The organism is Bombella sp. ESL0380 (assembly GCF_009725805.1).
GTDB classification, from domain to species: Bacteria; Pseudomonadota; Alphaproteobacteria; order Acetobacterales; family Acetobacteraceae; genus Bombella; species Bombella apis.
In genome coordinates this window covers 173,299-198,778 of record NZ_WNIH01000002.1, presented here as the reverse complement: position 1 = coordinate 198,778, position 25,480 = coordinate 173,299, and the positions used below count along the sequence as shown (strand labels likewise).

Annotated in this window: 22 protein-coding genes; 17 read left to right on the top strand and 5 right to left on the bottom strand. The window is 60.2% G+C overall.

The features are described from left to right. Both GM608_RS01160 and GM608_RS01155 read left to right on the top strand, forming a co-directional pair. Positions 1–2,578 (top strand): autotransporter domain-containing protein (locus GM608_RS01160; protein ID WP_333644835.1); only part of this gene is annotated, 2,578 nt, incomplete at its 5' end. Between the two features lie 240 nt (positions 2,579–2,818). Continuing rightward, positions 2,819–4,378 (top strand): Hint domain-containing protein, encoded by a 1,560-nt coding sequence (locus GM608_RS01155; protein WP_081562471.1) that lies wholly within the window; start codon positions 2,819–2,821, stop codon positions 4,376–4,378. Positions 4,379–4,492: 114 nt separating this feature from the next. Here GM608_RS01155 and GM608_RS01150 read toward each other — a convergent pair whose 3' ends face one another. Both GM608_RS01150 and GM608_RS01145 read right to left on the bottom strand, forming a co-directional pair. Then, positions 4,493–4,855 carry a hypothetical protein gene (locus GM608_RS01150; protein ID WP_043558618.1) on the bottom strand — a complete coding sequence of 121 codons (363 nt, stop codon included), beginning with the start codon at positions 4,853–4,855 and terminating at the stop codon, positions 4,493–4,495. A 669-nt stretch (positions 4,856–5,524) separates the two neighbouring features. Continuing rightward, positions 5,525–6,439 (bottom strand): alpha/beta hydrolase, encoded by a 915-nt coding sequence (locus GM608_RS01145; protein WP_086441420.1) that lies wholly within the window; start codon positions 6,437–6,439, stop codon positions 5,525–5,527. A gap of 222 nt (positions 6,440–6,661) precedes the next feature. Here GM608_RS01145 and phoU point away from each other — a divergent pair, with 222 nt between their 5' ends. The 7 genes from phoU (at position 6,662) to GM608_RS01110 (ending at position 13,498) form a co-directional block, all read left to right on the top strand. Further along, positions 6,662–7,390 (top strand): phosphate signaling complex protein PhoU, encoded by a 729-nt coding sequence (gene phoU, locus GM608_RS01140; protein WP_232086390.1) that lies wholly within the window; start codon positions 6,662–6,664, stop codon positions 7,388–7,390. Next, positions 7,387–8,118: a response regulator gene (locus GM608_RS01135; RefSeq protein WP_043558620.1), complete on the top strand. Its 732-nt coding sequence runs from the start codon at positions 7,387–7,389 to the stop codon at positions 8,116–8,118. The genes phoU and GM608_RS01135 overlap by 4 nt, the downstream gene beginning before the upstream one ends. 8 nt (positions 8,119–8,126) lie before the next feature. After that, positions 8,127–9,389 (top strand): ATP-binding protein, encoded by a 1,263-nt coding sequence (locus tag GM608_RS01130; RefSeq protein ID WP_333644834.1) that lies wholly within the window; start codon positions 8,127–8,129, stop codon positions 9,387–9,389. A gap of 92 nt (positions 9,390–9,481) precedes the next feature. Next, positions 9,482–10,303, top strand: coding sequence for an alpha/beta hydrolase (locus GM608_RS01125; RefSeq protein ID WP_333644833.1), 822 nt, complete (start codon positions 9,482–9,484; stop codon positions 10,301–10,303). Then, the gene (locus GM608_RS01120) at positions 10,300–11,157 is read left to right on the top strand and encodes a sugar phosphate isomerase/epimerase (RefSeq protein WP_154980929.1); all 858 of its coding nucleotides are present in this window, start codon (positions 10,300–10,302) and stop codon (positions 11,155–11,157) included. The genes GM608_RS01125 and GM608_RS01120 overlap by 4 nt, the downstream gene beginning before the upstream one ends. A 192-nt stretch (positions 11,158–11,349) precedes the next feature. Continuing rightward, entirely contained in the window at positions 11,350–12,726 is a 1,377-nt protein-coding gene (locus GM608_RS01115; protein ID WP_043558632.1) for an L-serine ammonia-lyase, read from the top strand. A gap of 88 nt (positions 12,727–12,814) precedes the next feature. Continuing rightward, on the top strand, positions 12,815–13,498 hold the full coding sequence (locus tag GM608_RS01110) for a hypothetical protein (protein WP_248460316.1): 684 nt from the start codon (positions 12,815–12,817) through the stop codon (positions 13,496–13,498). On the opposite strand, the gene alkB is transcribed toward GM608_RS01110, so the two are convergent. Both alkB and GM608_RS01100 read right to left on the bottom strand, forming a co-directional pair. Next, a complete protein-coding gene (gene alkB, locus GM608_RS01105) occupies positions 13,467–14,141 on the bottom strand; it encodes a DNA oxidative demethylase AlkB (RefSeq protein WP_333644841.1) in 675 nt (224 codons plus the stop codon). The genes GM608_RS01110 and alkB overlap by 32 nt on opposite strands. Before the next feature lie 21 nt (positions 14,142–14,162). Next, the gene (locus GM608_RS01100) at positions 14,163–14,459 is read right to left on the bottom strand and encodes a putative quinol monooxygenase (RefSeq protein WP_043558639.1); all 297 of its coding nucleotides are present in this window, start codon (positions 14,457–14,459) and stop codon (positions 14,163–14,165) included. A gap of 201 nt (positions 14,460–14,660) precedes the next feature. On the opposite strand from GM608_RS01100, the gene ybaK reads away from it, so the two are divergent. The 6 genes from ybaK (at position 14,661) to GM608_RS01070 (ending at position 21,954) form a co-directional block, all read left to right on the top strand. Beyond that, positions 14,661–15,143 carry a Cys-tRNA(Pro) deacylase gene (ybaK, locus tag GM608_RS01095; RefSeq protein WP_043558642.1) on the top strand — a complete coding sequence of 161 codons (483 nt, stop codon included), beginning with the start codon at positions 14,661–14,663 and terminating at the stop codon, positions 15,141–15,143. A gap of 154 nt (positions 15,144–15,297) precedes the next feature. Then, a complete protein-coding gene (locus tag GM608_RS01090; protein WP_333644832.1) occupies positions 15,298–15,753 on the top strand; it encodes a hypothetical protein in 456 nt (151 codons plus the stop codon). Between the two features lie 153 nt (positions 15,754–15,906). Then, on the top strand, positions 15,907–19,221 hold the full coding sequence (locus GM608_RS01085) for an efflux RND transporter permease subunit (protein ID WP_333644831.1): 3,315 nt from the start codon (positions 15,907–15,909) through the stop codon (positions 19,219–19,221). A gap of 112 nt (positions 19,222–19,333) precedes the next feature. Further along, the gene (gene petA / locus GM608_RS01080; protein ID WP_086431725.1) at positions 19,334–20,005 is read left to right on the top strand and encodes a ubiquinol-cytochrome c reductase iron-sulfur subunit; all 672 of its coding nucleotides are present in this window, start codon (positions 19,334–19,336) and stop codon (positions 20,003–20,005) included. A gap of 15 nt (positions 20,006–20,020) precedes the next feature. Then, positions 20,021–21,214: a cytochrome b N-terminal domain-containing protein gene (locus GM608_RS01075; RefSeq protein WP_248630838.1), complete on the top strand. Its 1,194-nt coding sequence runs from the start codon at positions 20,021–20,023 to the stop codon at positions 21,212–21,214. Then, complete coding sequence (locus GM608_RS01070; RefSeq protein WP_086431723.1) at positions 21,211–21,954, top strand: cytochrome c1; 744 nt, start codon at positions 21,211–21,213, stop codon at positions 21,952–21,954. The genes GM608_RS01075 and GM608_RS01070 overlap by 4 nt, the downstream gene beginning before the upstream one ends. Positions 21,955–22,013: 59 nt before the next feature. Here GM608_RS01070 and GM608_RS01065 read toward each other — a convergent pair whose 3' ends face one another. Then, a complete protein-coding gene (locus GM608_RS01065; RefSeq protein ID WP_043558659.1) occupies positions 22,014–23,063 on the bottom strand; it encodes an NADP(H)-dependent aldo-keto reductase in 1,050 nt (349 codons plus the stop codon). Positions 23,064–23,228: 165 nt separating this feature from the next. Between GM608_RS01065 and GM608_RS01060 the strand changes: the two genes are divergently transcribed. Together GM608_RS01060 and GM608_RS01055 are read left to right on the top strand one after the other, a co-directional pair. Continuing rightward, positions 23,229–23,915, top strand: coding sequence for a response regulator transcription factor (locus tag GM608_RS01060; protein WP_043558662.1), 687 nt, complete (start codon positions 23,229–23,231; stop codon positions 23,913–23,915). An 11-nt stretch (positions 23,916–23,926) separates the two neighbouring features. Next, positions 23,927–25,453, top strand: coding sequence for a HAMP domain-containing sensor histidine kinase (locus tag GM608_RS01055; protein WP_086431722.1), 1,527 nt, complete (start codon positions 23,927–23,929; stop codon positions 25,451–25,453). Positions 25,454–25,480: the final 27 nt, after the last annotated feature.

Below are 25,480 nucleotides of genomic sequence, written 5' to 3'. Positions count from 1 at the left end.
TGTCACCAATACGGGCAACGGGTCCCTGACACTCGACAACAGCACCATCGGCGGTACCCTCACCCATGATGGCCAGAACCTGACCGTCACCAGCAACAATGCCTCCGCCGGGTCCCTCGCAGGAAACGGCAACGGCACGCTGGATGGCACGCTCACCCTGACAAAGGCCAATGACACCTATAACGGTATCCTCTCCGGCAAGGGCGGGCTGGCCCTTGACGGGGGGAAAGAAACCCTCACGAACCATCAGGCCTATACCGGTGACACAACCGTCGGGCAGAGTGGTGACCTGACCCTGACAGGCTCCCTTTCCGGGGCACTTGTCAACAACGGCCACTCCGCCCTCCAGGATGGTTCAGCCGTCACCGGAACGGTCACGAACAATGATGGATCACTGGTGGCGAACGGAGCCAGACTGGCCAATCTCGTTACCAATGCGGGGACCGTCACCCTGAATGACAGCATCGTCAGGGACGTCAGCAGCAATGGTGGACAGACAGCCCTTGCCGGAACATCCGCAGGGACCGTAACAAACGCTGCCAATGCCACCTTCAGCGCCACGGGCGGGTCCCAGGCCTCCACAACAAACAGCGGCGTCATGACCCTCGCCGGGGGCAACAAAACGGATGGTGCTGTCACCAATACGGGCAACGGATCCCTGACACTCGACAACAGCACCATCGGCGGTACCCTCACCCATGATGGCCAGAACCTGACCGTCACCAGCAACAATGCCTCCGCCGGGTCCCTCGCAGGAAACGGCAACGGCACGCTGGATGGCACGCTCACCCTGACAAAGGCCAGTGACACCTACGCCGGGTCTCTTTCCGGCAATGGTGGCCTGACCATCGATGGCGGGACGGAAATCCTGACAGGTGACAGCACCTATTCAGGCCCGACGATGATCCAGAACCAGGCAACTCTGGAAGTGGATGGTCGTAATGGTTCCAGCCCGGTTTCCGTCGGCAATGGCGCAACTCTGCGTGGTACCGGCACCGTCGGCTCAACCCAAGCTGTCTCCGGTGCTACGGTCGCCCCCGGTGCGATCGGCTCTAATGCGCTCTCCACCCTGCATGTCAGTGGTAACCTGACCATGGCCAAGGGCTCTGTCCTGCGGATCCGCGGGACGAGCGATACGACGGGCCAGACCATTGACACGGCAAAAGGCAACGGGTTCCATGAACTCACCTCCGACCGTCTGGCTGTCACGGGCACGGCTTATCTGCAGGGCGGGACTCTGGACCTCCAGCTGAAGAATGCAGGCGCTGGCCTGACATATGGGCAGGCTTACCGTGTCCTGACGGCATCCGGCGGTGTCAACGGCCAGTTTGACGAAAAACTGTCGAGCAATCTGGCACCCCAGTATGCCTATCTGGACCCAGCCTTTGCCTACAGTGCCGATGCTGTTGACATCGTCCTGCGCCGCAATGCCAGCTCGTTCAGCACGGTAGGTGAAACCCGCAACCAGATCACCACCGGCCAGGGGCTGGACCATCTCGCTCCCAGCTCGGCGCTCAGCCAGGCCATGACAGGCCTGACACGGGACCAGGCACGGCGGGCGCTGGACAATCTCTCCGGTGAGCTGCACGCCTCCATCCGTACGGCGCTAATTCAGGACAGCTTCTACATCCGCAATGCGATGATGGACCGTCTGGCAAACAGCGACTGCGATTATGGCCATAATGGCCAGAGCCTCTATGACCTGAAGACGCATAAAAAGAATGGCGCCTGCTATTCCGACCATGCTGTCCTGTGGGGGCAGGCTTACGGAGCCCTCGGCCATAACAGCGGGGATGGCAATGCTGCCCTCATGCACCACAACACGGCCGGGTTCATCATGGGGGCGGATGCGCCGATCAACCGCAGCAACTGGCGTGTCGGCGGGCTGCTGTCCTATGGTCACTCCCAGTTCAACATCCAGCGAGGGCGCTCCTCCTCCGGCAACAGCAACAACATCACTGTTGGGGCCTATGCCGGGACACACTGGGGCCGCCTGAACCTGCGGCTGGGCGCTGCCTATAGCTGGAATGTCATCAACACCCGTCGGCATGTCGCCGTTGGTGATTATGGCGGGCGCCTCAGCAGTGGCTATCTGGGTGGAACTGCACAGACATTCGCTGAACTGGGCTACAAGATGCGCACCGGGCGCGGCGTCTTCGAGCCGTTCATGAACGTGGCGTATGTGAACATGCAGACCAACAGCTATCGTGAGCATGGCAACGAGGCCGCCCTGCGCAGCCGTGGGACGGATACGGGGGTCACCTTCTCAACCTTCGGTTTCCGTGCCGCCACGACGCTGAATATCGGCCGGACGATCTTCATGCCGCACCTCACGGCAGCCTACCGCCATGGCTTCGGTCGCCTGGGGTCCCGCCAGCATGAGGCCTTTGCCACGACAGGCGGGACCAGCGACATGGACGTCGCCGGTGTTCTGCTCTCCAGCAATGCGGCTGTCGTGAATGCTGGCATGACGGCCCGCCTGACTGATCGTATTGATCTGGATCTGTCCTACATTGGCCAGTACGGCAACCAGTCGACCGAAAGCGGTGCAACGGGAACCTTCAAGATGAAGTTCTGATCCCGTATCTCCGGTATCGCAGACAGAAAAGGGCGGACCATGGTGGTCCGCCCTTTTTGTTGGGTGTGGCTCCTCCAGCTGCCCCCTAGGGATACGCCTGCCCACAGTACAGAACAGACCGTAACAGACTGGACCTGTGCAGGTAATTATGAAGGACTGGCTTAATCTCTGATAAGGGAACAGCCCCTATCTTCAGACGGTTTCCACGAAAAAACCGGATACCGCCCAAGATAGCTGCTCATGATTGTCGCACAGAACCAGACCATCACGTACACTCCCCAATCCCGTAAAGCTGTCATCAACACCACGCTTTTCATGCCTGACAACCTGTCGTTGCCACAGGAGGATACGTTTTTCGCCTTTCAGGGAGGGTCACTGGTCATCTCACCGGCATCATGGAATGGCACCGTCAGCTCTTCTCTCATGGCTGCCCCCCATTCCCTGACCATAGACCCCGGAACAGGTGGACAGCTTGCTCTTGATTACGGAGGGCTGAGCGGCGCCTCCCTCCAGACCAATCTTTCCCTGGACCTCCATCTGGTCAGCCCACCACCATCCGGCTTCACATTCCAGTTCACATTTTCCGGCCAGACGACATCCAGAACGACAACACGGCAGCGCTACGATGCCTCGGCCAACCAAACCATCATCCAGATGAACGAGGATTACAGCTTCTACAGCACGGTCCATGCAAACATCTTCATTCCCGGCAATCCATATGGCCTCCCGCAGGATGGACGCTGGTCCCCGTTCACACCTCCGGCACCACCACAAACCAGTGCGGATGTTGTCTGCTACCTCGCAGGCACATTGATAGACACCCCCCAGGGCCCCAGACCCATTGAGGAGCTGAGGGCCGGTGATGCCATCCATGTCTTCCGGAATGGTCACAAACACATCGAACATCTCCGCTGGAGTGGCTGGAAATCCGTCACACCCACCTCGTCTGACGACTGGCCAATACGCATCAGACGCCACACATTCGGGGAGAACTGCCCCTTCCGTGACCTCTACATTACCGAAGAGCACTGCCTGCTGCTGAAAGGCAGCTTCATTCCCGCCCGTATGCTCGTCAATGGCAGGACGATCCTGCGGGAAGAACGGGACAGCTACGACATTTACCACATCGAGACCTATGAGCATCGCATCATCAGTGCCAATGGTGTCCTGTCCGAAACATATCTGGACACGGGCAACCGCCACAGTTTCACGACGCCTGAAGCAGCCCTGTCCATTCCCTCCCCAGCGTCCTTCCACTCCCGCCCCAAAGACTGGCAACAGGACGCCGCCGCCCCGCTGAACGTGGATCGGGCCTTTGTCGAGCCCCTGCATGCTGCACTAGCAGAACGGGCAACCCGGCTGGGATTCCCACCGGAAACCGCCAGACCAGCCACCACGGACGACCCGGCCCTGACCCTGCTGGACCCACAGGGGACCGAACTCGCCCTGTATCAGCGCAATGGCGGACACTACCTGTTCTGGCTGAAAAACAGTCCATCCTTTCTCACCATCAGGTCCCGGACAAGCCGGCCGGACAGACAGATTGGCCCTTTCGTGGATGACAGACGAACCCTGGGCGTTCTTGTCGGCGAGATAACGCTCGTTCAGCCTGATGGAACCGACATCCCCCTGACATCACACCTGACAGCCGCCCCGAACACAGGATGGGATGTTACAGAGCCTGTTCCATGCCGCTGGACCACCGGGGCAGCCCATCTGCCACTGCCTGACATGAAACAGCAGAATGGCTGCCTGCTGAAGCTCGAGATACTCAGTGCAGGCCCCTATGCTCTTGCCTGACAACCCACTGAAAACACATAAGGGGATGGCCCATACGGACCATCCCCTCACAGAGAGCCTGCCCTGACTGGACAGAGACCCTACCCACGGCCATCCCTTGCGGGATGACAGGGATCAGATCAGACGTGTGACGAAGTTCACAGCCTGCTGAATGCCCGTCCCTACGAGAGACAGGATCGTACGCAGAGGATGCTGCAGGAAATTGCTAAAAGCAGAGGTAAAGCTCTGGATAGGAGACAGCAGCTGCCCAAGACCACCAAGGCCACCAAGATTGAAACCGGCAGCAGGAGCAGCAGCCCCCTGCGGGTAGCTAACGGCCGGGATCGTATTGGTATTGGCAGCCGGGGCCAGAGCGGCCAGCGGGTTCTGTGCGCCGCCACCAAGACCACCAAGACCACCAACCAGACCACCAATCAGGTTGCCCAGACCAAAACCACCAGAAACGCTGTCCAGCTCGCGGTTGCTGAGAGCTCTCATGTCAAGTCTCCACACACTTTCTATTAAGGAGTTGGAAGCCCCATATGCGTCTTCCGAGGTTATAAATCCATATTCACGAAATACAGTCAACAGGAAAATGATGAATTCTTCCAGTTTAACTTTGTAATAACTTTAAATGCACAATTTATTTTATAATTTTACTTTGTATTTTTTTTAACATTTTGATCATATATTCGTATTTATATACATTTTATTTTAATAATTAAAATTAAAATACAAAAAATTAAAGTTAAATTATGAAAAATTTTGCTAAAATTCCTTGGAACATCCAATAAACAGACCCACATCACACCCTACAATTAATGAATGGTAATATATATGACTGTTCATACACGCTCATGAAAAAGATGAAGAAACAGCAGACCATTGTCATGCTCTCCTCTTCAACACCCCAAAAGTCTCCACATACAGTCTTCTGAACCATCGGCCCGAAGCGATTCAGTCTCTCCTGACGCCAGCTGGTCAATGTTGCCAACAGCCACCCGAATCCTGCACGGGGGCCACTACGGACAAAAATCATACGATTCCCGATGAGGCTGCCGGCCCCCATGAAGAAAGCAACGCCGTTCCCTCCCCACAGATAACGGCAGCACAAATTCGAAACCCTGCGCAGGAATGTCGCCAGCCCCAACGGGACGGTATGGCTGTTCACAGGAACCCCTGCCGTCTCATCCAGAATTCGGCCAGAATGGGCCACTGCCCTGTTGATCCATTCCTGCGCCCCAGACCAAAGCCATGACCCCCAGTTGCAAAACGGTGGTCTTCACAAGGTCGCCCATGACGCTGATAGGCCTGCAACAGCAACGTCTCCTGCTCAGGTGACACGATCGGGTCATCCAGCGCATGAGCCATGAACAAAGGCGGCGCATCATCCCGGACATGAGATGGCAGAGACCAGCGGACAGCCCGTTCCACTGTCGGATTATCCCCAAGACACACCCGACTGGTACGACTCCCGGTAAAAGGGGGCGCAACACTGACAACCGGATAAAGCAGCATCAGCAGGGCCGGTGGCGCATCATGGTCCTGCAAAGCTGTCAGACCCAGCAGGTGCCCTCCGGCAGAAAAACCCATGAAACCCACACGCCGCACATTACCACTTCCACCAACCTGCCCGGACCGTAGCAGATGCAGGGCCTGTCGGGCATCCGCCAGTGGGGCCTCCATGCCTTCAGCCCATCCCTCGCCTGGCAGACGATACAGAAGAATGGCAACAGTCACACCCAACGAGACCAGCCACCGGGCCGCAGGCAAGGCTTCATGCCCTACGGCAATATGCCCATAACCACCACCTGCTGCGATGATGACAGCCGATCCATTCGGATGGACAGGCCGCATGACATGCAGACCCGGCACATGAATACCGTAAACACGCCCTCCCCGCGCAACACGGGGCTGCTCCATGGTACCAACCTCCGGCCAGAGAGGATAAAAGCCAGACTCATCATGCAGCATGGCCTTCACAGGGCATGTCCCTCGGGCCAGACCACGCCTGCCCCCTCCCGCAGAGACCGCCAGGGAAAGAGCGGAACAGCCTTGCAGAAACTGGCGGCGGGTGCTCATCTATCGGCCTCTTTTCCTTCTGACGACGACACGGAAACCCTACCTGCACCCCCCACCGTGCGGAAACATGAAATATTCATGACATCTCCGTAAAAGAGAGCTGAAACCTCTCCTGAACCCGGCAAAAACCCTACTCTTCCGCCGCTTGTGGCCCGATTGGCGGTGCTGTTTCCGCTCCCCGTGAATTACGGTAGGTTAGCCCGCCTGAAAGGGGACAGACACATGATGCGCCAGAAGCAGCATATCGTGCAGCGTTATGAAGATGAGCTGCTCCATTTACGGTCCCTGATGGAGCAGATGGGGGGACTGGTAGAGCATCAGCTCTCCCTCATCCTTGCAGGCATTGCCGAGAATGATGGCCGGACAGCCCTTCAGGCAGCACGGCAGGATGATGAAGTGGATGCACTGGAACAAAAGGTGGAAACACTCGCCATCCGTCTGCTGGCCCTGCGCAGCCCCATGGCGGCAGATCTGCGGGAGATCGTCGCCTGCATCCCCATGGCTGGCGCCCTGGAACGCATGGGCGATTATGCCAGCTCCATCGCCCGGCGCCTCAGCCAGATGGAACAGCCCCTTCCCCGCCCCGCCCGCCTCGCCCTGAGCGAAATGGGACGGCTGGTGCTGGAGCATCTCCGCCGCATCATGGATGCCCTGGCCCACAAGGATGCCAATGCCGCCCATGCCATCTGGGCCGCCGACCAGCTCGTGGACAAATACTGTGAAGCCATGACGGCAGATTCCCTGGAACAGATGACCCGTCATCCCCATACCATCCGCCTCCATATCTCCCTGCTTTTCATCATCAGGAATCTGGAACGGATCGGCGACCACACCACCAACATGGCCGAACGTGTGGTCTTCATGGTCACGGGGGCTACGCTGCCCCCGACCCGCCCGCATGGCCATGACAGCCAGCCACTCCCACCCGGACAGGAGTCCCCCAGCCCATGAAACCCCCTGCCAGCCCCCAGAAAGGCTCTGTTCTTGTCGTGGAGGATGAACCCACCCTGCGGGTCCTTCTGGAACACAGCCTGAGGCAGCGGGGCTATCAGGTCAGCACCGTCATGGATGGCGAACAGGCACTGGCCTTCCTCGAAACAGAACGACCGGACGTCGCCCTGCTGGACTGGATGATGCCCGGTCTCTCCGGGCTGGAACTCTGCCGCATCATCCGGCAGAAACCGGGGCTGAAGGACCTGCCCGTCCTCTTCCTCACAGCCCGGACGGACGAGCAGGATGTCATCGCCGGGCTGGACAACGGCGCTGATGACTATCTGACCAAACCATGCAGTACCGACAGGCTGGATGCCCGCCTGCGGGCCCTGCTTCGCCGCACACGCCCCGTACAGGACATCGTGACATTCGGCCCCCTTACGCTGGAACCGGAGAATCATCAGGTCACACGGGCCGGGCGTCCCATCGCCCTGGGGCCAACCGAATACCGCCTGCTGGAACTCTTCATCCACCATCCCCGCAAGGTCTTCTCCCGGGAAACCCTGCTGGAACGTCTGTGGGGCCCCAACGTCCATGTGGAGATACGCACGGTGGACGTTCATATCCGCCGCCTCCGCAAGGCGCTGAATGAAACGGGGGAAGCCGACCTCATCAGGACCGTACGGGCCGCCGGTTATGCGCTGGATGATGGCACCATCAGCCAGCACGGCCCATCCTCCGGCTGATCCGCCTCATGGCCTCTCCGCTCCTGCCAGAGATCATCACGGCAATCTGTGCCTGCCTTGCCCTGACGGGCTGGGCCATGGTCTGGCACCTGTCCCGGCGCCCCCACGGCACCACCCGCCCCGACAGCCCCAGACCATCTGCCCCACCCCCGGGCAGCGTTCTGCCCTTCCATGAGGCCACCCTGCTGGTAGATACCATCCCGGGCATGGCCCTCATTCTCGGCTCCGTCGGACAGATCATGGCCTGCAACGAGGCAGCACGGACCCATTATGGCAACAGCCTCGGGGCGCTCCTTCGCCACCCCACGGCACACAGCACCCTGCATAGCGCCCTTCATGCTCCCCCAATGGATGATGGCCTTCCTGCACCCTGTTCAACCACCATCAGGCTGGATGTTCCCGTAAAATGCTCCGTCCATCTCGCCATGCGCAGACTGCCCGGTGCAGCAGGACGGAACAGCCTTGTCCTCGTCCTGCTGCATGACCGCAGTCTCATTCAGGCTGTAGACCGCATGAGAGCCGACTTCGTGGCCCACGCCAGCCACGAGCTCCGCACACCTCTGGCCTCCCTCACCGGCTTCATCGACCTGATGAAAGAGGGAGGCGACCAGACCGATCAGACATCACGCACCCTGTATCTGGAGATCATGAGCCAGCAGGCAACACGGATGCAGCGGCTGATCGACCGGCTGCTCTATCTGTCCCAGCTTGAGATGAAAGGCCACCACCACCACCCCCGGGAAGAGCTGGAGGCAGAAGAACTGTTCGCCCTTGTGCTGGGCGAAGTCACCCCACGTTTCCAGCACGACAGCCGCAGGCTGACCGTGACGCAGGAAGACAGCCTGACCCTGCTGGCCAACCGGGATGAAATGGTGCAGGTTCTCCTCAACCTCATCGAAAATGCCATCCGGTACGGCACAATGCCGGAACGGACCCTGCACGTCCGCCTTCACGCCAGACGGGCCACCCCAGCCGAAGGACCGACCTCCTCCCTGCCGGGACTCCTGATCACGGTGGAAGATAACGGCCCTGGCATTGCCGCCCACCATCTCCCCCGCCTTACAGAACGCTTCTACCGCATCACGCCGTCATCCGACTCCAGCCATGCGGAGGCCGGACAGGGTACGGGGCTGGGGCTGGCCATCGTCCGACAGATTCTGGAGAGACATGGTGGGCAACTGCACTTCACCAGCACGGTTGGGCAGGGAACAACCTGCCACGTCTGGCTCCCGGCCGCCCCACTCCCACAGGACCAGACAGCAGGAAAATGACAGCCCCCCTTGCAGACGGACGCTGGCCAGCCCCAAGTTGGAAGACAAGGCAGCAACCGCCTGCACAGGCCCATGAAACAGGGAGACCCTGCGTGCCCTACATCACCACCAGCGACCATGTGAAACTGCATTACGAGGATCACGGCCAGGGACGCCCCCTGGTCATGATCCATGGCTGGACCTTTTCCAGCCGCTTCTTCCACCGCAATGTCGGGCCATTCGCAAAACAGTATCGTGTCATCACGCTGGACCTGCGAGGGCATGGTGAATCCGGGAAACCGGACCACGGCTACCGTATCGCCCGTCTGGCAGCAGACCTCCGGGACCTGCTGGAAGCACTGGAGATTGAAGACGCCACCGTGCTGGGCTGGTCCATCGGCTCCCCCATCATATGGTCCTATCTGGAGCTGTTCGGCCGGCACCGGCTCCGCAGCGCCATCTTCGTGCAGCAGACACCAAAGCAGTTCTTCGCCCCGGACTGGAAGCTGGGCCACGCCACCTGCTACGATGGGGCCGGGCTGACCTTCCTCCAGCAGCAGCTGGTTTTCAACCGGTCCGCTTTCGACAGGCAGAACCTCTCGGACTGCCTCAGCACCAGTCTGCCCGAAGACGAAAAGGCCATGCTTCTGGAAGAAATGGCCAAATGTCCCAGCCAGGCAGCCTCTCTCATGATGGCCGACCACACGACCCAGGACTGGCGAGACGTCCTGCCCCATCTTGACCTGCCCTGCCTGATGATGATTGCCGGCAAAGACAAGGTTCTTCCGGCTGCGGGGCCCCGCTGGGTCGCCGAGCACATGCCGCACTGTCAGGCCGTGGAGTTTGAAAACAGCTCCCACATGGTCTTTCTCGATGAGACGGAAAAATTCAATCAGACGGTTCTCACCTTCATGAAAGAAGGAGCAGCAGCATGAGTGGTTTCCCCTTCGCCTTCGGAATGAACGAATTCACAACCCAGCCATGGCCCTTTGAGGAAGACATCCAGCGCTATGCCGCCTTGGGCGTGGAGACAGTTGAGCTGTGTGAAAGCAAGCTGGATCCGCAGCGGGTGGACGAACAGATGGCGCTGCTGAAAACAAGCGGCCTGAAGGTCAGCTCCTTCCAGCCTGCCGTCCGTACCTTTGGGGCCAGCAAAATGATGCCCTACCCCCAGGAGCCTGGGCGCCGCCTTGCCCGGCTGGAAGAAAGCATGCGCCGTTACGCTCCCTACACCCAGGGGGTGCCGTTTGTCGTCAATACCGGGGCCCCTGAGAATGGCGATGTTCTAGGGTGCATCACCCGCACGATCGATGCCCTGCGCCGCCTCTGCCCTCTGGCAGCGGAACTGGGCATCACCCTCTCACTGGAGCCACTGAACCCGACCTCCATCAATTACGAGACGGCCATCTGGACCATCGATCAGGCTCTGGACATCATCAAGACCGTGGACCATCCCGCTCTGGGGCTGTGTCTGGATTACTGGAACATCTGGCAGCAACCAGAAGCCTGTGCCGCCATCCGCCGTGCAGGGGCACTCATCAATGTCGTACAGATAAGCGACTGGCGCACGCCACGTTCCGCCGCAGACAGGCGCATACCCGGCAAAGGATGCATCCCCCTCCATGAGCTTCTCCACGCCACATGGGATGCCGGATTTCGGGGCGCCTGTGCCGTGGAGATTTTCTCTTCCGACGTGCCGGACAGCCTCTATGAGGGCGACCTCTCTGCCCTGATCACCCAGTGCCGGGCCGCACTGGAGCATATCTGGACCCATCCCGGCGCCGGATGAGCCTGCCATAAAGGCCATGGGAAGACCCTCCTGCCGTGGCCCTGTGTGCATGGCAGGCACTCCGGACAGTTTCCTTCATAACAGCGTCTGATATTTGTTTCATAATCAGAATAATTTATTTTTTAAGGCTTATCTCCGGCACAATTCTATCCCATAAAGACGGAGTGTCTTACGCAATGAGGGTCCGTTTCCATGCTCAGCCTGTTTGACCTGTTCAAGATCGGGATCGGTCCCTCGTCGTCCCATACGGTCGGCCCCATGCGGGCGGCACAACGCTTTGCCGATGTCCTGGCGGACCTGCCTGACGGCCCGCTGGAAAAAAGTCCGGCCCGCATTGTCGTCACCCTTTATGGCTCCCTGGCCCTGACAGCCGAAGGACACGGCACCATAAAGGCCGTCCTGCTTGGCCTTGCTGGCGAAACACCGGAACATGTCGACCCTGACGCAGCAAAAAAGCTGGTCCAGCACATTGAAAGCACGCATCTGCTGAACCTCAATGGCACGAGCTTTTCCTTTGATTATCAGACCGACATCTGCCTGGACACGGCCACCATCCCGCCCATCCATCCCAACACCATGCAGTTTGAAGCCTTCGGGCGGGATGGCACGCTGATAACCCGCCAGCGTTTCTGCTCCGTTGGCGGGGGATTCATTACACCAGAGGAACAGGCACGGACGATGTCCTACTCCCTGCCGGATGTCCCCTTCCCTTTCCGCAGTGGTGCAGACCTCCTCGCCCACACAAAACGACAGAACACCGATATTGCCAGCATCATGATGGCCAACGAGACCGCCACCCGCCCTCTCTGGGACGTGGAACGCGGCATGGACAGGATTGCCGACACGATGCTGGCCTGTATTGAAGCCGGGCTGCACAATACAGACACCCTGCCCGGTCCCCTGAAAGTCCAGCGACGGGCGGCCAAACTGTATGCACGCCTCCAGGCCAAAACCAATGCTGCCCCGTCCCCCCATGGCGTGATGAACTGGATCAGCCTCTTCGCCATTGCCGTCAACGAGGAAAATGCTGCTGGTGGACGGGTCGTGACCGCCCCCACGAATGGCGCTGCGGGCGTCATCCCGGCTGTCATGCGCTATTATCGGGACTTCTGCCCCGAATATACGACCAACGGGCTGCGGACCTTCCTCCTGACAGCAGCAGCCATTGGCGGGCTGTTCAAGCTCAATGCCTCCATTTCCGGGGCGGAAGTAGGCTGCCAGGGCGAGGTCGGCGTGGCGTCATCCATGGCAGCAGCAGGGCTGACGGCCGCCCTGGGTGGTACGCCGGAACAGTGCGAACATGCTGCGGAAATCGCCATGGAACACCATCTGGGCATGACATGCGACCCGGTGGCCGGGCTTGTGCAGATCCCCTGCATCGAGAGAAACGCCTTTGGAGCCGTCAAGGCCATCAATGCTTCATCTCTGGCCATGAGTGATGACAGCGGGGCGCATTATGTCTCGCTGGACCATGTCATCAAGACCATGGCCGAAACCGGACGTGACATGAACCACCGTTACAAGGAAACCGCCTTGGGCGGTCTGGCTGTCAACGTCCCGGCCTGCTGATGGTTGCTGGAACCGCTTGCCTGAACACACCACAGCTCATACGATATCGTGAGTCCTTTTTCTCCCCGTGCTGCGGTATCCTTGCCTCATGACACTCCATCACATGCCCGCTCTTCTGCTTGCCGCCTCCATGATGGCGGTCGTGTCCACCGCCCGGGCAGAGCCGGGTGATCCTCTCCCTGTGGACAAGCGCCCTGCAGCACCGGCTCTTCTCATTCCCACCCTTCCCTGCCAGACGCTGGCCAGTACACCTCTCACCTATGCCTCCACAGGCAGTGACGACTCGCTGCATGTCCGTGTGCAGTGCAGCATGGAAAAAGGGCAGGACGATCTCTGGCGGGCCAAGGCGTGCCGATACGACTCCAGATGGAACGGATTTTACATGCCCCGCCATCATGGCGCCCGCCCCTACCGGGAGGCCGTAGCTGCCTACATGGGCCATGCCTGTTTCTCCGACAGCCAGCTGACGCCCTATTTCTCGGATGAGCAGACCGACCAGCCTGATGCCGTGTCCAGTGAAGACGCCTGGTCATCCCGTCTCATCGTTCCATGGCGGGGGACCCAGCCTGCCCATGGCATCAGCCGGGCACAGGATGAAACAGTCGGGAATGTCTTCCTGCACAACCGGGCCGTCACGGTAAAGCTGAGCTTTACACACGTGCCCCCCGTAACGGCAGAAGAAAACAACATGGACAAGGCCGCCCATTCTCCCCGGCGGTTCCAGCCTGCAACAAGCCTCATCAATCTGGATAATGTAGCCCCGTCCCGCTGAAGGGGCGGTCCACCACCCGGAAGGTAAGGTTGTACCGACAGTCCAGCCCGGCGACGGCTGGTGCGGCCCGTATCGGTGCCACACCGTGAAAATGACATCGGCTTGGGCCACCCCAGACCACCACATCCCCATGATGCAGCGGCACCTTGCGGCAGGGGGAACCCCGCAGGGCACCACCCCACAGGAACAGGGCTGAAAGCCCCAGCGAGACCGAAACGACGGGGGCCTGCATGGTGCGTTCGTCACGATCCTGATGCAGCCCCATTCCCGCTCCGACGGCATACCGATTGACAAGCCCGCATTGTGGGACAAACCCCTCGTAACCTGCCGCCCGTGCAGCACGCCCTGCCATATCTGCAAAAAGGGCAGGCATGGCCGGCCAGGGCTGGCCCGTCAGCGGGTCGGTCTGCATGTAACGGTAGCCCTGCCCGTCACTCACCCAACCATATGGACCACAGGCCGTCATGCCCGCTGCCATCACCCCTCCACCAGCCGTCCTGTAATGACGGAAAGGAGCCTTCTGGCTGATGGATTCCGCAGCCTGAAGCAGCGCCTGCGCCTCCGCACGGGCAAAGCCACCCAGCAGAACCGCCCCGGGCGACAGGACAAGCTGCTCCCGGGTCTGCGGGAAAAGATCATCCATCAAGGGCCAGTCACTCCCCTCTCATTGCCGATGAAAGAACCGTATCTGCCTCGTGACAATCTTCAGATCCTGCAACGCTCTGGAAAAAACGGCAAAATGCGGAGCAGCCTCATGCGCCCGGAAGGCAGCCCGGCTCTCATACACCTCATGCAGCACAACAAGCATGGGATCATCCTCACTGCACTGAATGGTAAATTCCAGACAGCCTGGCTCATCAGCCCTGGAACGGGCCGCATCATGACGGCAGACCTCAAGGAATGCCTCCAGAGTATCTTCTCTGGCCTCGAATTCTGCCAGAACGACAAGTGGTCCGCACATGGAACGTCTCCTGCATGACGGATGGATGAAGACCGACCCACCCTTCTGGCAGAATGGCCCGCAACCGGACCAGACGCAACCATCCCGGCCGTGAGGCCAAAGCAGGGCAGGGCTGTATCATGACGGCTTGCCAGACGAAGAGTCGCAAGGTTTTCTGACTGGAGCATCATCCACCCCTGCATATCCAACAGGAGACACCCCATGACAGACAGGCAGGATACCGCCGCCACCCGGTTTCTCGACAGTGCCGCCATTTCATACAGGACATGCCGCTACGACTATGCCCCACAGAAAGGCCATATCGGCGAGCAGGCCGCCAGCGCCATTGGGGCAGAGCCTTCCGCCGTCTTCAAAACCCTTGCCGTCAAGATCGACAGGAAGCAGCCCGCTTTTGCAGTCATCCCGGTGGACAGACGGGTCAACTTCAAGGCACTGGCAGCGGCTCTGGGTGGCCGGAATGCCAAGATGATGCAGCCCGATGAGGCCCATGACCGCACGGGATTCGTCTCGGGTGGAACAACGCCTTTCGGCTCCCGTGAAACCCTGCCCACCGTCATCGACCGCAGCGCACAGAAACACAGGACAATCTGGATCAATGCCGGGGACCGGGGATTTCTGGCCTGCCTGACACCCCAGGATGTGCAGATGGTGACGCAGGGGATTTTTGCCAGCATTGCCGAATGACCGGTCTTCACCCCCCACAGACATGACCATTTCATGACAGTGATTTCACTAACATTTTATCACCCTGCTCCTGTATCTTCCCATGCGGACAGCCCCACATGAGAGAGGCTGGACAGGCAGGCAGCCTGACAGAACTGGTACAAGGAAACGCAAGATGATCCATGTCTCCGGACTACTGATGAAGCGGGCAGCCGCAGGCCTTGCTCTGGCATCTCTGGCCTGCGGTCTGGCCATCACGCCAGCCGAGGCACACCATCACCACAGTTTCGGCCACAGCTTCGCCCGGGGGCTTGGCTTCGGCGTAGGGTCCGGTGTGGGGTACAACGTGGTTGACCGTGTCTTCAACGGCTATGGCGGAGGCGGCTATTACGATGGTGGCTACGCCATGCCCTACATGGCCCCGAGCTATGCCCCGCCGCCACCGCCACCACAGAGCACGAATGTCATTGTCATCCAGCAGCCTGCAGCTCCTCCGCCTGTACCCGGCTACCCCTACCCCGTGCCCGGCTACACCCATTTTCAGCCCGGTCAGGGATATGTCGCCCAGACGACCACATACGTACAGGGCTATGGCTATGTTCCGGCGCAGCCCCAGCCCGTGACGCCCTGAGCAGGCCAGACGAAAAGGGAGGATTTTAACCTTTTCTTCCCAAACTGGTATTACTTGAATAACCAGTAAAAACTGGTTGATTTGAGTGGGATAATATCTCTATGGAGGCACAGGTTCTGCAATAACACGATAAGAAAGAGTTAATAGTCAGGGATGGTCTTCTGTCGTCTTTTCATTGACCGCCCCGTGGCGACAACACTTCTGGCACTCGCCATCTTTCTGTCCGGCATGATTGCCCTGCCTTTCCTGCCCATTTCCACCATGCCGGACATGACGGCGACCTCCATCATGGTGATCGCCAACCAGCCGGGGTCGGACCCGCAGCAGATGGCCACCTCCGTCTCCACTCCACTGGAGCGGCGGCTGGCGACCATTGCAGACATCCAGACGCTGGAATCCGTCACGACCAGAGGGCAGACGTCCATCTTTCTGGATTTTTCCTCATCCCGCAACATCAATGGCGCCCTGCGGGATGTGCAGGCAGCCCTCCATGCCGCCCGAAGCGACCTGCCCACCAGCACGCTGGAAGCAGACCCGCAGGCCTTCAAGCTGGATGGCGACAAACCGATCTATCTGCTCCATCTGACATCAGACCAGCTCCCCAGGGCACAGCTTTATGACCTCGCCACCATCAGGGTCCGCCCCATACTGGCACAGATAGCCGGTGTGGGGCGTGTCGAGCTGTTCGGGGCCTCTAACCCGGCTGTCCGGGTCGAACTGAACCCCTATCCTCTCTACCGCTGGGGGCTGAACCCCGAGGATGTCCGGGCGGCGCTGGCCTCGGCCAATGCCTTCACGCCAAAGGGCTTCATCACGTCGGGCAACCAGCGCATCCAGCTCCAGACGAATGACCAGGCTACCGAGGCCGCCCATTACAGGGACCTCATCGTGGCCTACCGCAACGGGAAAAATCCCATCTACCTCAAAGACATCGCCACCGTACGGGATGACGTGCAGGACGTGTACCAGAACAGTACACTGAACGGGAAAACAGCCATCACAATCGCTGTCATCCCTCAGCCACACGCCAATGCGGTGGAGATTGTCAACGACATCGTCAGGCGTCTTCCCCGGCTCCAGCAGGCCCTGCCTGCCAGTGCGGAACTCCGCACCGGCCTAGACCTGTCCCTGACCATCCGGGCCTCGCTGGCGGATGCCAAACAGACACTGGTCATTTCCATCTTTCTGGTCGTGCTGGTCATTGCCCTCTTCTTCCGCCACATGGCCAGCACGCTCATCCCGGCCATCACCATCCCTGTCGCTCTCTCGGGGACGCTGACAGCCATGGCGTGGTTCAATTTCTCGCTGAACATCCTTTCCCTCATGGCGCTGACCATTGCAGTCGGGTTTGTCATTGATGATGCCATTGTCGTGCTGGAGAACATCGCCCGCCACATGGAAAACGGGATGAACCGCTATCAGGCCAGCATCGTCGGCACCTCCGAGATCGCCTTCACCATCATCTCCATCAGCCTGTCCCTCATCGCCGTTTTCATCCCGCTGCTCTGCATCCCCGGTACGCTTGGTTCGGCCCTTCATGAATTTGCGCTGACAATGGCTGCGACCATTGCCATCTCCATGGTCCTGTCCCTGACCCTGACGCCCATGCTCTGCGCCCATTTCCTGACGATAGAACCAGCAGGCAGAACGCCGGCCATTCCCGAAAGGCCCCGCTATTCTCCCCTGGCAGACCCTGTCTCCTGGCTTCTCTATGGTGCCATGAGGACTGTCCGCGCCGTGGAAACGGGACTTTACCACCTGACGTCGCTCTATGACCGTTCAATGCACTGGAGCCTCCGCCACCCCATCATCATCGGGCTGACCCTGCCGGGGAGCTTCCTGCTCATGGTCGGCATCATCATTCTCATGCCCAAGACGGCCATACCCTCCATGGACCTTGCCATTCTTCAGGGCAGCATCAATGGCGAACCAAGCCTCTCCTTCAAGGCCCTGACACGCCGGATGCATCAGGTGGAAAGCATCATCCAGAAAGACCCGGCCGTGCAGACCGTCGTGACCTTCAACCGCACGAGCCATACGGGGCGCATCTTCGTCACGCTCAAGGCCAAGAGCATGCGTGACAGCATCCCCGTCATCCTGGCCCGGCTGCGCAAGGCCATTCCCCAGCAGGCCGGGGCGGAGGCCTTTTTCTGGGCTCTGAACAATGGCCGCCAGGGAGGGGGCGACAGCAACACCACGGGCAATTACCGTTATGTTCTCCAGAGCGACAGCAACGGCCCCCTTTACGCCACCATGCCTCCCCTGCTGGCCCAGCTGCGGGCCAGCGGGAAGTTCCGCAACCTCTCCACCGATGCAGAGGATCTGAGCTTTTTTGCCAATGTCCTCATCCACCGTGACCTGGAAGCCCGCTACAACATCACGCCCCAGCTCGTGCAGAATGCGCTCTTCGATGCCTACGGGCAGAGCATCGTCTCCACCATCCACCTTCCCCTGACCAATCACCGGGTGGTCATGGTGGTGGCGGAACCGTTCCGGGAATATTCCAACACACTGCACCATCTCTGGCTGTCCACCTCGGCTGGTACGGCAGCAGGGGGCATTGCCTCCAACCTCATCCGGGTCAGGACCAAAGGCACGCTCAGTACCCAGGCCTCCCTCTCCCGGGATTCCGTCACCAACTCCCTGGCCAACAAGCTCTCGGGCAACAGCTCGAACGGGGCCGCCGTCTCCTCATCCCAGGAAACGATGATCCCGCTGGACAATGTTGCCAGCATTGTCAAAACGCCCATGCCGCTCAGCATCACCCACCATAATGGCTATTATGCCACGACACTCTCCTTCGATCTGGCCGAAGGCACCAGCTATGATGATGCCATCTCGCTGATACACAGGGCACTGGTGAACCTTCATGCTTCAGACAGCATTCATGGGGAATTCACGGGGACAACCGGAGAAACGACGGACCTCATGCTCAATGCCCTGCTGGCCTTCCTGGCCGCCATCACCATCATGTACATTGCCCTCGGCGTCCTCTACGAAAGTCTCCTCCACCCCATCACCATCCTTTCCACCCTGCCGTCCGCTGGCGTGGGGGGCGTGCTGGGGCTGTGGGCCTCCGGTGAGCAGTTCAGCCTTGTGGCCATCATCGGCGTCATCCTGCTGACGGGCCTCGTGAAGAAGAATGCCATCTTGGTGATCGACTTTGCCCTGCACATCCACCACCATCATCCAGACATGACAGCCGAGGAGACCATCCGCCATGCCTCTGTCACCCGCTTCCGCCCCATCCTTATGACAACACTGGCCGCAGCCCTCGGCGGTATCCCGCTGCTGATGAGCCAAGGGTATGGCTGCGAACTGCGCCGCCCTCTGGGCGTGGCCATTCTGGGCGGCATGGCCATCAGCCAGCTGCTCACCTTCTACACCACACCAGCTGTCTATCTGCTGATGGAAAAGCTGAAACACCGCAGTCTGTCCCTGATGAGGCGGGTCCGGGCCGCCCTGTAAGCCTGCCCCTTATGAACCCAACAGGAAAAAACGGTCAGCCGGCCCCTCCACGGGCCAATTGCACCGCGCTGCGGCTCTTTCTATAAAAAGGGCCTGAGGAGAACGCCCGCCCATGACCCGGAACCATGATGCCAGCACGGCCCATCCATCCCTTGATGAAGAGTCCCTCCTGCCCCGCCCGACACGCCGCACGGTCCTGACGGCTGGGTCCGTGGCGCTGGGAGGGGCCGGGGCCTGTACGCTGGCCGCACCCTTTCTGGACAGTCTCCGCCGCACCCGGGCAAGCTCTGCTGCCAGCACACAGGAAGAAACGGTCCTGGATATTTCCGTACAGGACCTGGAGCCCGGTGCGCACAAGATCGTCGTCTGGCAGGGGATGCCCGTTGCCATCCAGCGCCGCACACCAGAGATGATCCGTGCGCTGGAGGACCCCGCCCTGCTCGCCCAGCTGCTGGACCCGCAATCCCGCATCCGGCAGCAGCCCCGTGAGGCTGAAAATGCCCACCGGTCCCTCCGGCCCGACTATGGCGTGTATGTCACCATCTGCACCCATCTGGGCTGCGTACCGGACTATCAGAACATCACCAGCCTGCCCGCCTCTGGCGGATTCTTCTGCCCCTGCCATGGGTCGCAGTTTGATGGAGCTGGCCGGGTCCTTCGCAACATGCCCGCCCCCTACAATCTCCCGGTTCCCCCACTCCATTTCGTGGATGACCATACAATCAGGCTGGGAGAAAGCCTTCTCTCACCCCATTACGGCATGAACAGCATCCAGCAGCTCTGAGGGACGGTCCACACGATGAACGACAACACACACCCGACCAGAAGCTGGCTCGACTCCCGCCTGCCCTTCCTGCGGCCTTTCTGCCAGCACATGACCCGCTTCCCCATGCCGCCGGTCAATCTGCTCTGGACACTTGGTGCCTGTCTGATGGTTGCTTTCGGGCTGATGGTCGTAAGCGGTCTGTTTCTCTCCCTGCATTACCAACCCGATCTCGCCCAGGCTTTCGACAGTGTGGAAGCCATGGAACGGCGGGTCCCCTCCGGCTGGCTCATCCGCAGCATCCATACAGGCGGGGTCAGCCTGCTCTTTGCTGCGCTCTATCTCCATGTCGGCCGAGGCCTCTGGTACGGGTCTTACAAGGCCCCACGGGAACTTGTCTGGCTCTCCGGCCTGTTCCTGATGCTTCTGTTCATGACGACCGCCTTTGCAGGTTATGTCCTGCCATGGGGGCAGATGTCCTATTGGGGGGCCACCGTCATCACCCATGCCGTGGAGGCCATACCCGGCATCGGTCACGGGCTGCTCGTCTATCTTCTGGGAGAAGACACGCTGGGCGGTGTGGCCCTGCACCGCTTCTTCATCCTGCATTTCACCCTTGGCTTCATCATCGCTGCGGTGGTCGGGCTCCATATACTCTGCCTGCATGGTACAGGCTCCAGCAACCCCACGCTGGACAGCCCCCACCCGGACCGCACGACCCGCCCCTTTGCTCCATTTTATGTGGTGAAGGACTGTCTGGCCGTCTGCGTGTTTCTGGCCCTGTTTGCCGGGCTGATCTTTTTCCTGCCGGGGCTGCTGGGCAAGTTGGACAACATCATCCCAGCCAATCCCCTCAAAACACCGACAGACATCACACCGGAATGGTATCTGGCCCCGTGGTTTGCCATGCTGCGGGCTGTCCCTTCCCGTCTGGGCGGGCTGATTGCAGCAGCCACCAGCCTGCTTCTCCTCTTCATCCTGCCCTGGCTGGACCAGTCCCCCCGCCATAACGCTACCTACCGCCCGCTGGCCCGGATGGGGCTGGGGCTGTTCTTCATCGCCTTCATCATCCTCATTCTGGCAGGAATGAACAGAGCTACCCCCCTCTGGGTCTGGCTCAGCCGGGGCGCCATGCTGGTCTGGTTCCTCACCTTTCTGGGGCTGCTCCCTCTGGCAGCCTACAGGGAACGGCGAGCCAGTGACGCCTCCACACAGGGAGATGCACCATGATGCGTTCATGCCTCCGCCCAACGGGCATGGTTTTTCTGGCCGCCCTGTCCCTGGCCCATCTCCCCGCCACGGCCAGAGCGGATGACCCTGCCCCAACACAGGCCCCTGCCGCTGCGCAGGTGGCGGCCCCTGCGACAGTCCCGCCAACCACCATGCGCCCGGAAGAACGGGGGCTGATGATCTTCCAGCAGGTATGCAGCTCCTGCCACAGCATGGAGCGTGCCCATTATGGGGACATGATTGACCTCCAGCCCTCCGTCACGGCCCTGCAACACTGGGCACAGCAGCGTCATGCCGGGCTGGAAAGCCCCATCGCCTCCCCCTATCCCAGTGTGGCTGTAGGCAAGGCCAATAATGGCGGGGACTATCCACCGGACCTCTCCCACATTGCCCGCACCATCCGGGGCGGCCCGGACTATATCCGCCAGATGCTGGCAGGTTACCGCCCCGTTCCGCCCGGCGTCACCCTGGCACCGAATACCTATTACAACCCCATCGCCCTGACGCATCATCACAGGTTCAAGATGCGCCCCCCACTGCATGAGGGCATGATCGCCTTCCCGGACGGTACACAGGCCACCATTCCCCAGATGGCCAGCGACGTGACGGCCTTTCTCCAGTGGGCTGATGATTCCCACCGCAGCACCCGCCATTTCATCGGCACGGCCGTCCTGCTCTATCTCGCCCTGCTGGGCGGAATACTGCTTGCGCTCTGGAGGCTGCTGAAAAAAGAGGCCTGAAACGGAAAAGCCCCGCCCCAGAAACCGGGACGGGGCCAACCTCGGAACGACATCCGGCCTCAGGGCGCTGGATTGGCGTTCAGCTGGTGGATGGCGTTGATCTTCTCTTCCAGCTCCGGCGTGATCTCCACCTGAATGGAGGTCAGAGCCGTCTCAAGCTGTTCCATCGTCGTGGCACCGATGATGTTGGATGTCACGAACGGGCGTGACGTGACGAACGCAATGGCCATCTGGGCGAAATCAAGCCCGGATTCCTTCGCCAGAGCCTGATAGGCCCGGATGGCATCATCCACACCCGGCTTTTCATAACGCTGGCCCCGGTTGAACAGGGTCGTCCGGGCTCCCGGCGGGCGGGCACCATCCAGATATTTGCCGGTCAGATAGCCCTGCGCCAGAGGGGAATAGGCCAGCAGGCCGACATCTTCCCGCAGACCCATCTCGGCCAGACCGATCTCATAGGTCCGGTTCAGCAGATTGTAGGCATTCTGGATGGAAGCAATGCGAGGCTGCTTTTCCTCCCGGGAAACACGCAGGAACTCGGACACGCCCCAGGCGGTCTCATTGGAGAGACCGACATGACGGACCTTGCCTTCCTTCACCAGCTCACCCAGAGCGCCCAGTGTCTCGGCAATCGGTACCTCATCAGCATCGGAGAGCGTGCGGAAGGTCGTGCCGCCCTCACCAAAGATGTTCACCACCCGGTCCGGCCAGTGCAGCTGGTAAAGGTCCAGATAATCAGTGTTCAGCCGCTTCAGGGACTCATCAATGGCATAACGTATCTGTGCCGGTGTCAGACGTGGCTTTTCACCATCGGGGCGAAACCAGTCATTCTGGCTGCGTCCAACAACCTTGCTGGCAAGGATGACCTTGTCCCGGTTGCCACGGGCCTTCAGCCAGCTTCCCACGATCCGCTCGGTCGAACCCTGCGTCTCCGCACGCGGTGGAATCGAATAAAGTTCAGCCGTGTCGATGAAATTTACGCCATGTTCAAGCGCCATATCGAGCTGGGCATGACCCTCTGCCTCGGTATTCTGCTGGCCGAACGTCATGGTGCCAAGGCAGAGCTCACTCACCTTCAGGCCAGTCCGTCCCAGTGTTCTGTACTGCATGGGCATTCCTTCCTGTCATGGTCACTATATGGCGGGCATCCTGACATGCCCGTAATGTAGGGCCCGACCACCAGGCAAGGGCCTGCTTCCCTTTTGCCCCAGCTTGCCGCTATCCTGCCCCACAACGATACACCACGCAGCATATCAGGAAAACAGGCAGGACCAATGCGTATTCTACTGGTTGAGGATGATCCGACTGTCCGCTCCTTTGTCCTCAAGGGGCTGAAAGAAGCTGGCCATAACGTGGACCAGGCCGACAACGGCAAGGATGGGCTGTATCTGGCCATTGGCGAGAAATACGACATCATCATCCTCGACAGGATGCTCCCCGGTGGCATTGACGGGCTGAACATCCTTGAAACCCTGCGTGGCCAGAAGAACAACACCCCCGTGCTGCTGCTCTCCGCTCTTTCCGACGTGGATGACAGGGTGGATGGGCTGCGGGCCGGCGGGGATGATTATGTCACGAAGCCTTTCGCCTTCTCCGAGCTTCTGGCCCGTGTGGAAGCCCTGGGGCGCCGGGGCCACAATGAATCCGCCCCGGAAACATCCCTGACCGTAGGCGACCTGACGCTGGACCTCCTCTCCCGCGAAGTCCGCCGTGATGGGCAGAAAATCGATCTCCAGCCCCGTGAATTCCGCCTTCTGGAGTTTCTCGTCCGCCATGCGGGGCAGGTTGTCACCCGGACGATGCTGCTGGAGAAAGTCTGGGACTATCACTTCGACCCGCAGACGAACGTGATTGATGTCCATGTCTCCCGCCTGCGCCAGAAAGTGGACAAGCCGTTTGAGACGGCCATCATCCACACGGTCCGCAATGCAGGCTATATCCTCCGCCCCACGCAGGACTGACAGCCAACACCATGGCAGAGGAAAGGACACCCCTATACCGCCGTCTGTCCCGCCGCCACCTGTTCCGACTCCCTCTCCTCCACAGCCGGAACGGAAAACGGCGCTGGCCCATCCGCTCGGCGGGCATCAATTTTGCTCTGGGCTATGGTGTCCTGTTTCTCATTTCGGCCACGCTGTTTCTCTCCTTCATCTGGTGGAGCAGCACAAACCTGCTGAACGACCATGTCCGTGCCTTCATCGAGACGGATGCGCAGGAACTCCGGCACCGCTGGGGGCACGGCGGGGCCCCCGCCCTGAGTGAGGCCATCAATGACAGGCTGGAACAGAACATTGATGATGACGCCCTCTATCTGCTGATAGACCGCCATGGGCGGCGAATGGCGGGCAACCTGCCGGGCTGGCCGGTGGCCGTCAAAAAGATGAACCACTTTTACGAGCTGACCATCCGCCGCTACACCTTCACGACGCCTGCCCAGTTCAAGGCCTATACCCTACCGCATGGCTTCAAGCTGATTGTCGGGCACGACATACGGGGCCGCACCCTCCTCAGCACTGTCATCACCCGCACGCTCATCTGGTGTGCCGTCATGATCTCCCTGCTGGCCGTGGGCGGCGCCCTGGTGGTACGGGACCTCTTCCGCCGCATGGTTGGCTCCATCGCCCGTACAGCCTCTGCCGTAGCCAATGGCGACCTCAACCACCGCATCGCCCTGACAGGCAGTGAAACCGATCTCGTCGCCGAAACGGTCAATACCATGCTGGACAGGATCAACCGGCTGATGGAGGGCGTCCGCCAGGTCTCCAACGCCATTGCGCATGACCTGCGCACCCCCATAACCCGGGCCCGCAACCAGCTGGAAGAAGCTTTCTTCTCTGCCACCTCACCCGATGAACTGCGCACGGCCGTGGACAGAGCCATCGGGGACCTGGACCACATTACCGGCATCTTCGAGGCCCTCCTCCGGATCGCCCAGATAGAAGCAGGAGCACGCCGCTCGGCCTTCACGACCGTCAACCTCAACCAGCTCCTGTCCAACATGGCTGAACTCTACGAAGCCTCGGCAGAGGATGCCGGGCTGAGCCTGGCACTGGATGTCACCCCTCTGCCCTCCCTGTTTGGTGATGAAAGAATGCTCCAGCAGGCACTGGCCAACCTGCTGGACAATGCCATAAAATTCTCCCCACCAAACAGTATGCTGACCCTCAGCGCCCATCCCGTCATGGCCGGAACAGCCCCGGGCAGCGGCGCAGAGAAAAAACCACAGGGACTCGAGATCAGCGTCCGGGATCAGGGGCCGGGAATGAATGATGCCGACATACTGCGCGCCCACGAGCGCTTCTTCCGGGCTGAAAGCGCCCGCAACACGCCAGGCTCCGGCCTTGGCCTCTCTCTGGTACAGGCCGTCACCAGCCTGCATCATGGCCGTCTGACCCTTACCCAGGCCAATCCCGGCCTGAAAGTCACACTCTTCCTGCCCCTTCTGCCAGAAGCAGAACGGACCGGCAGAAGCACCACTCCGGCGGAAACCACACCATGAGACACCGTCCCGTCAGGCCTGTTACCA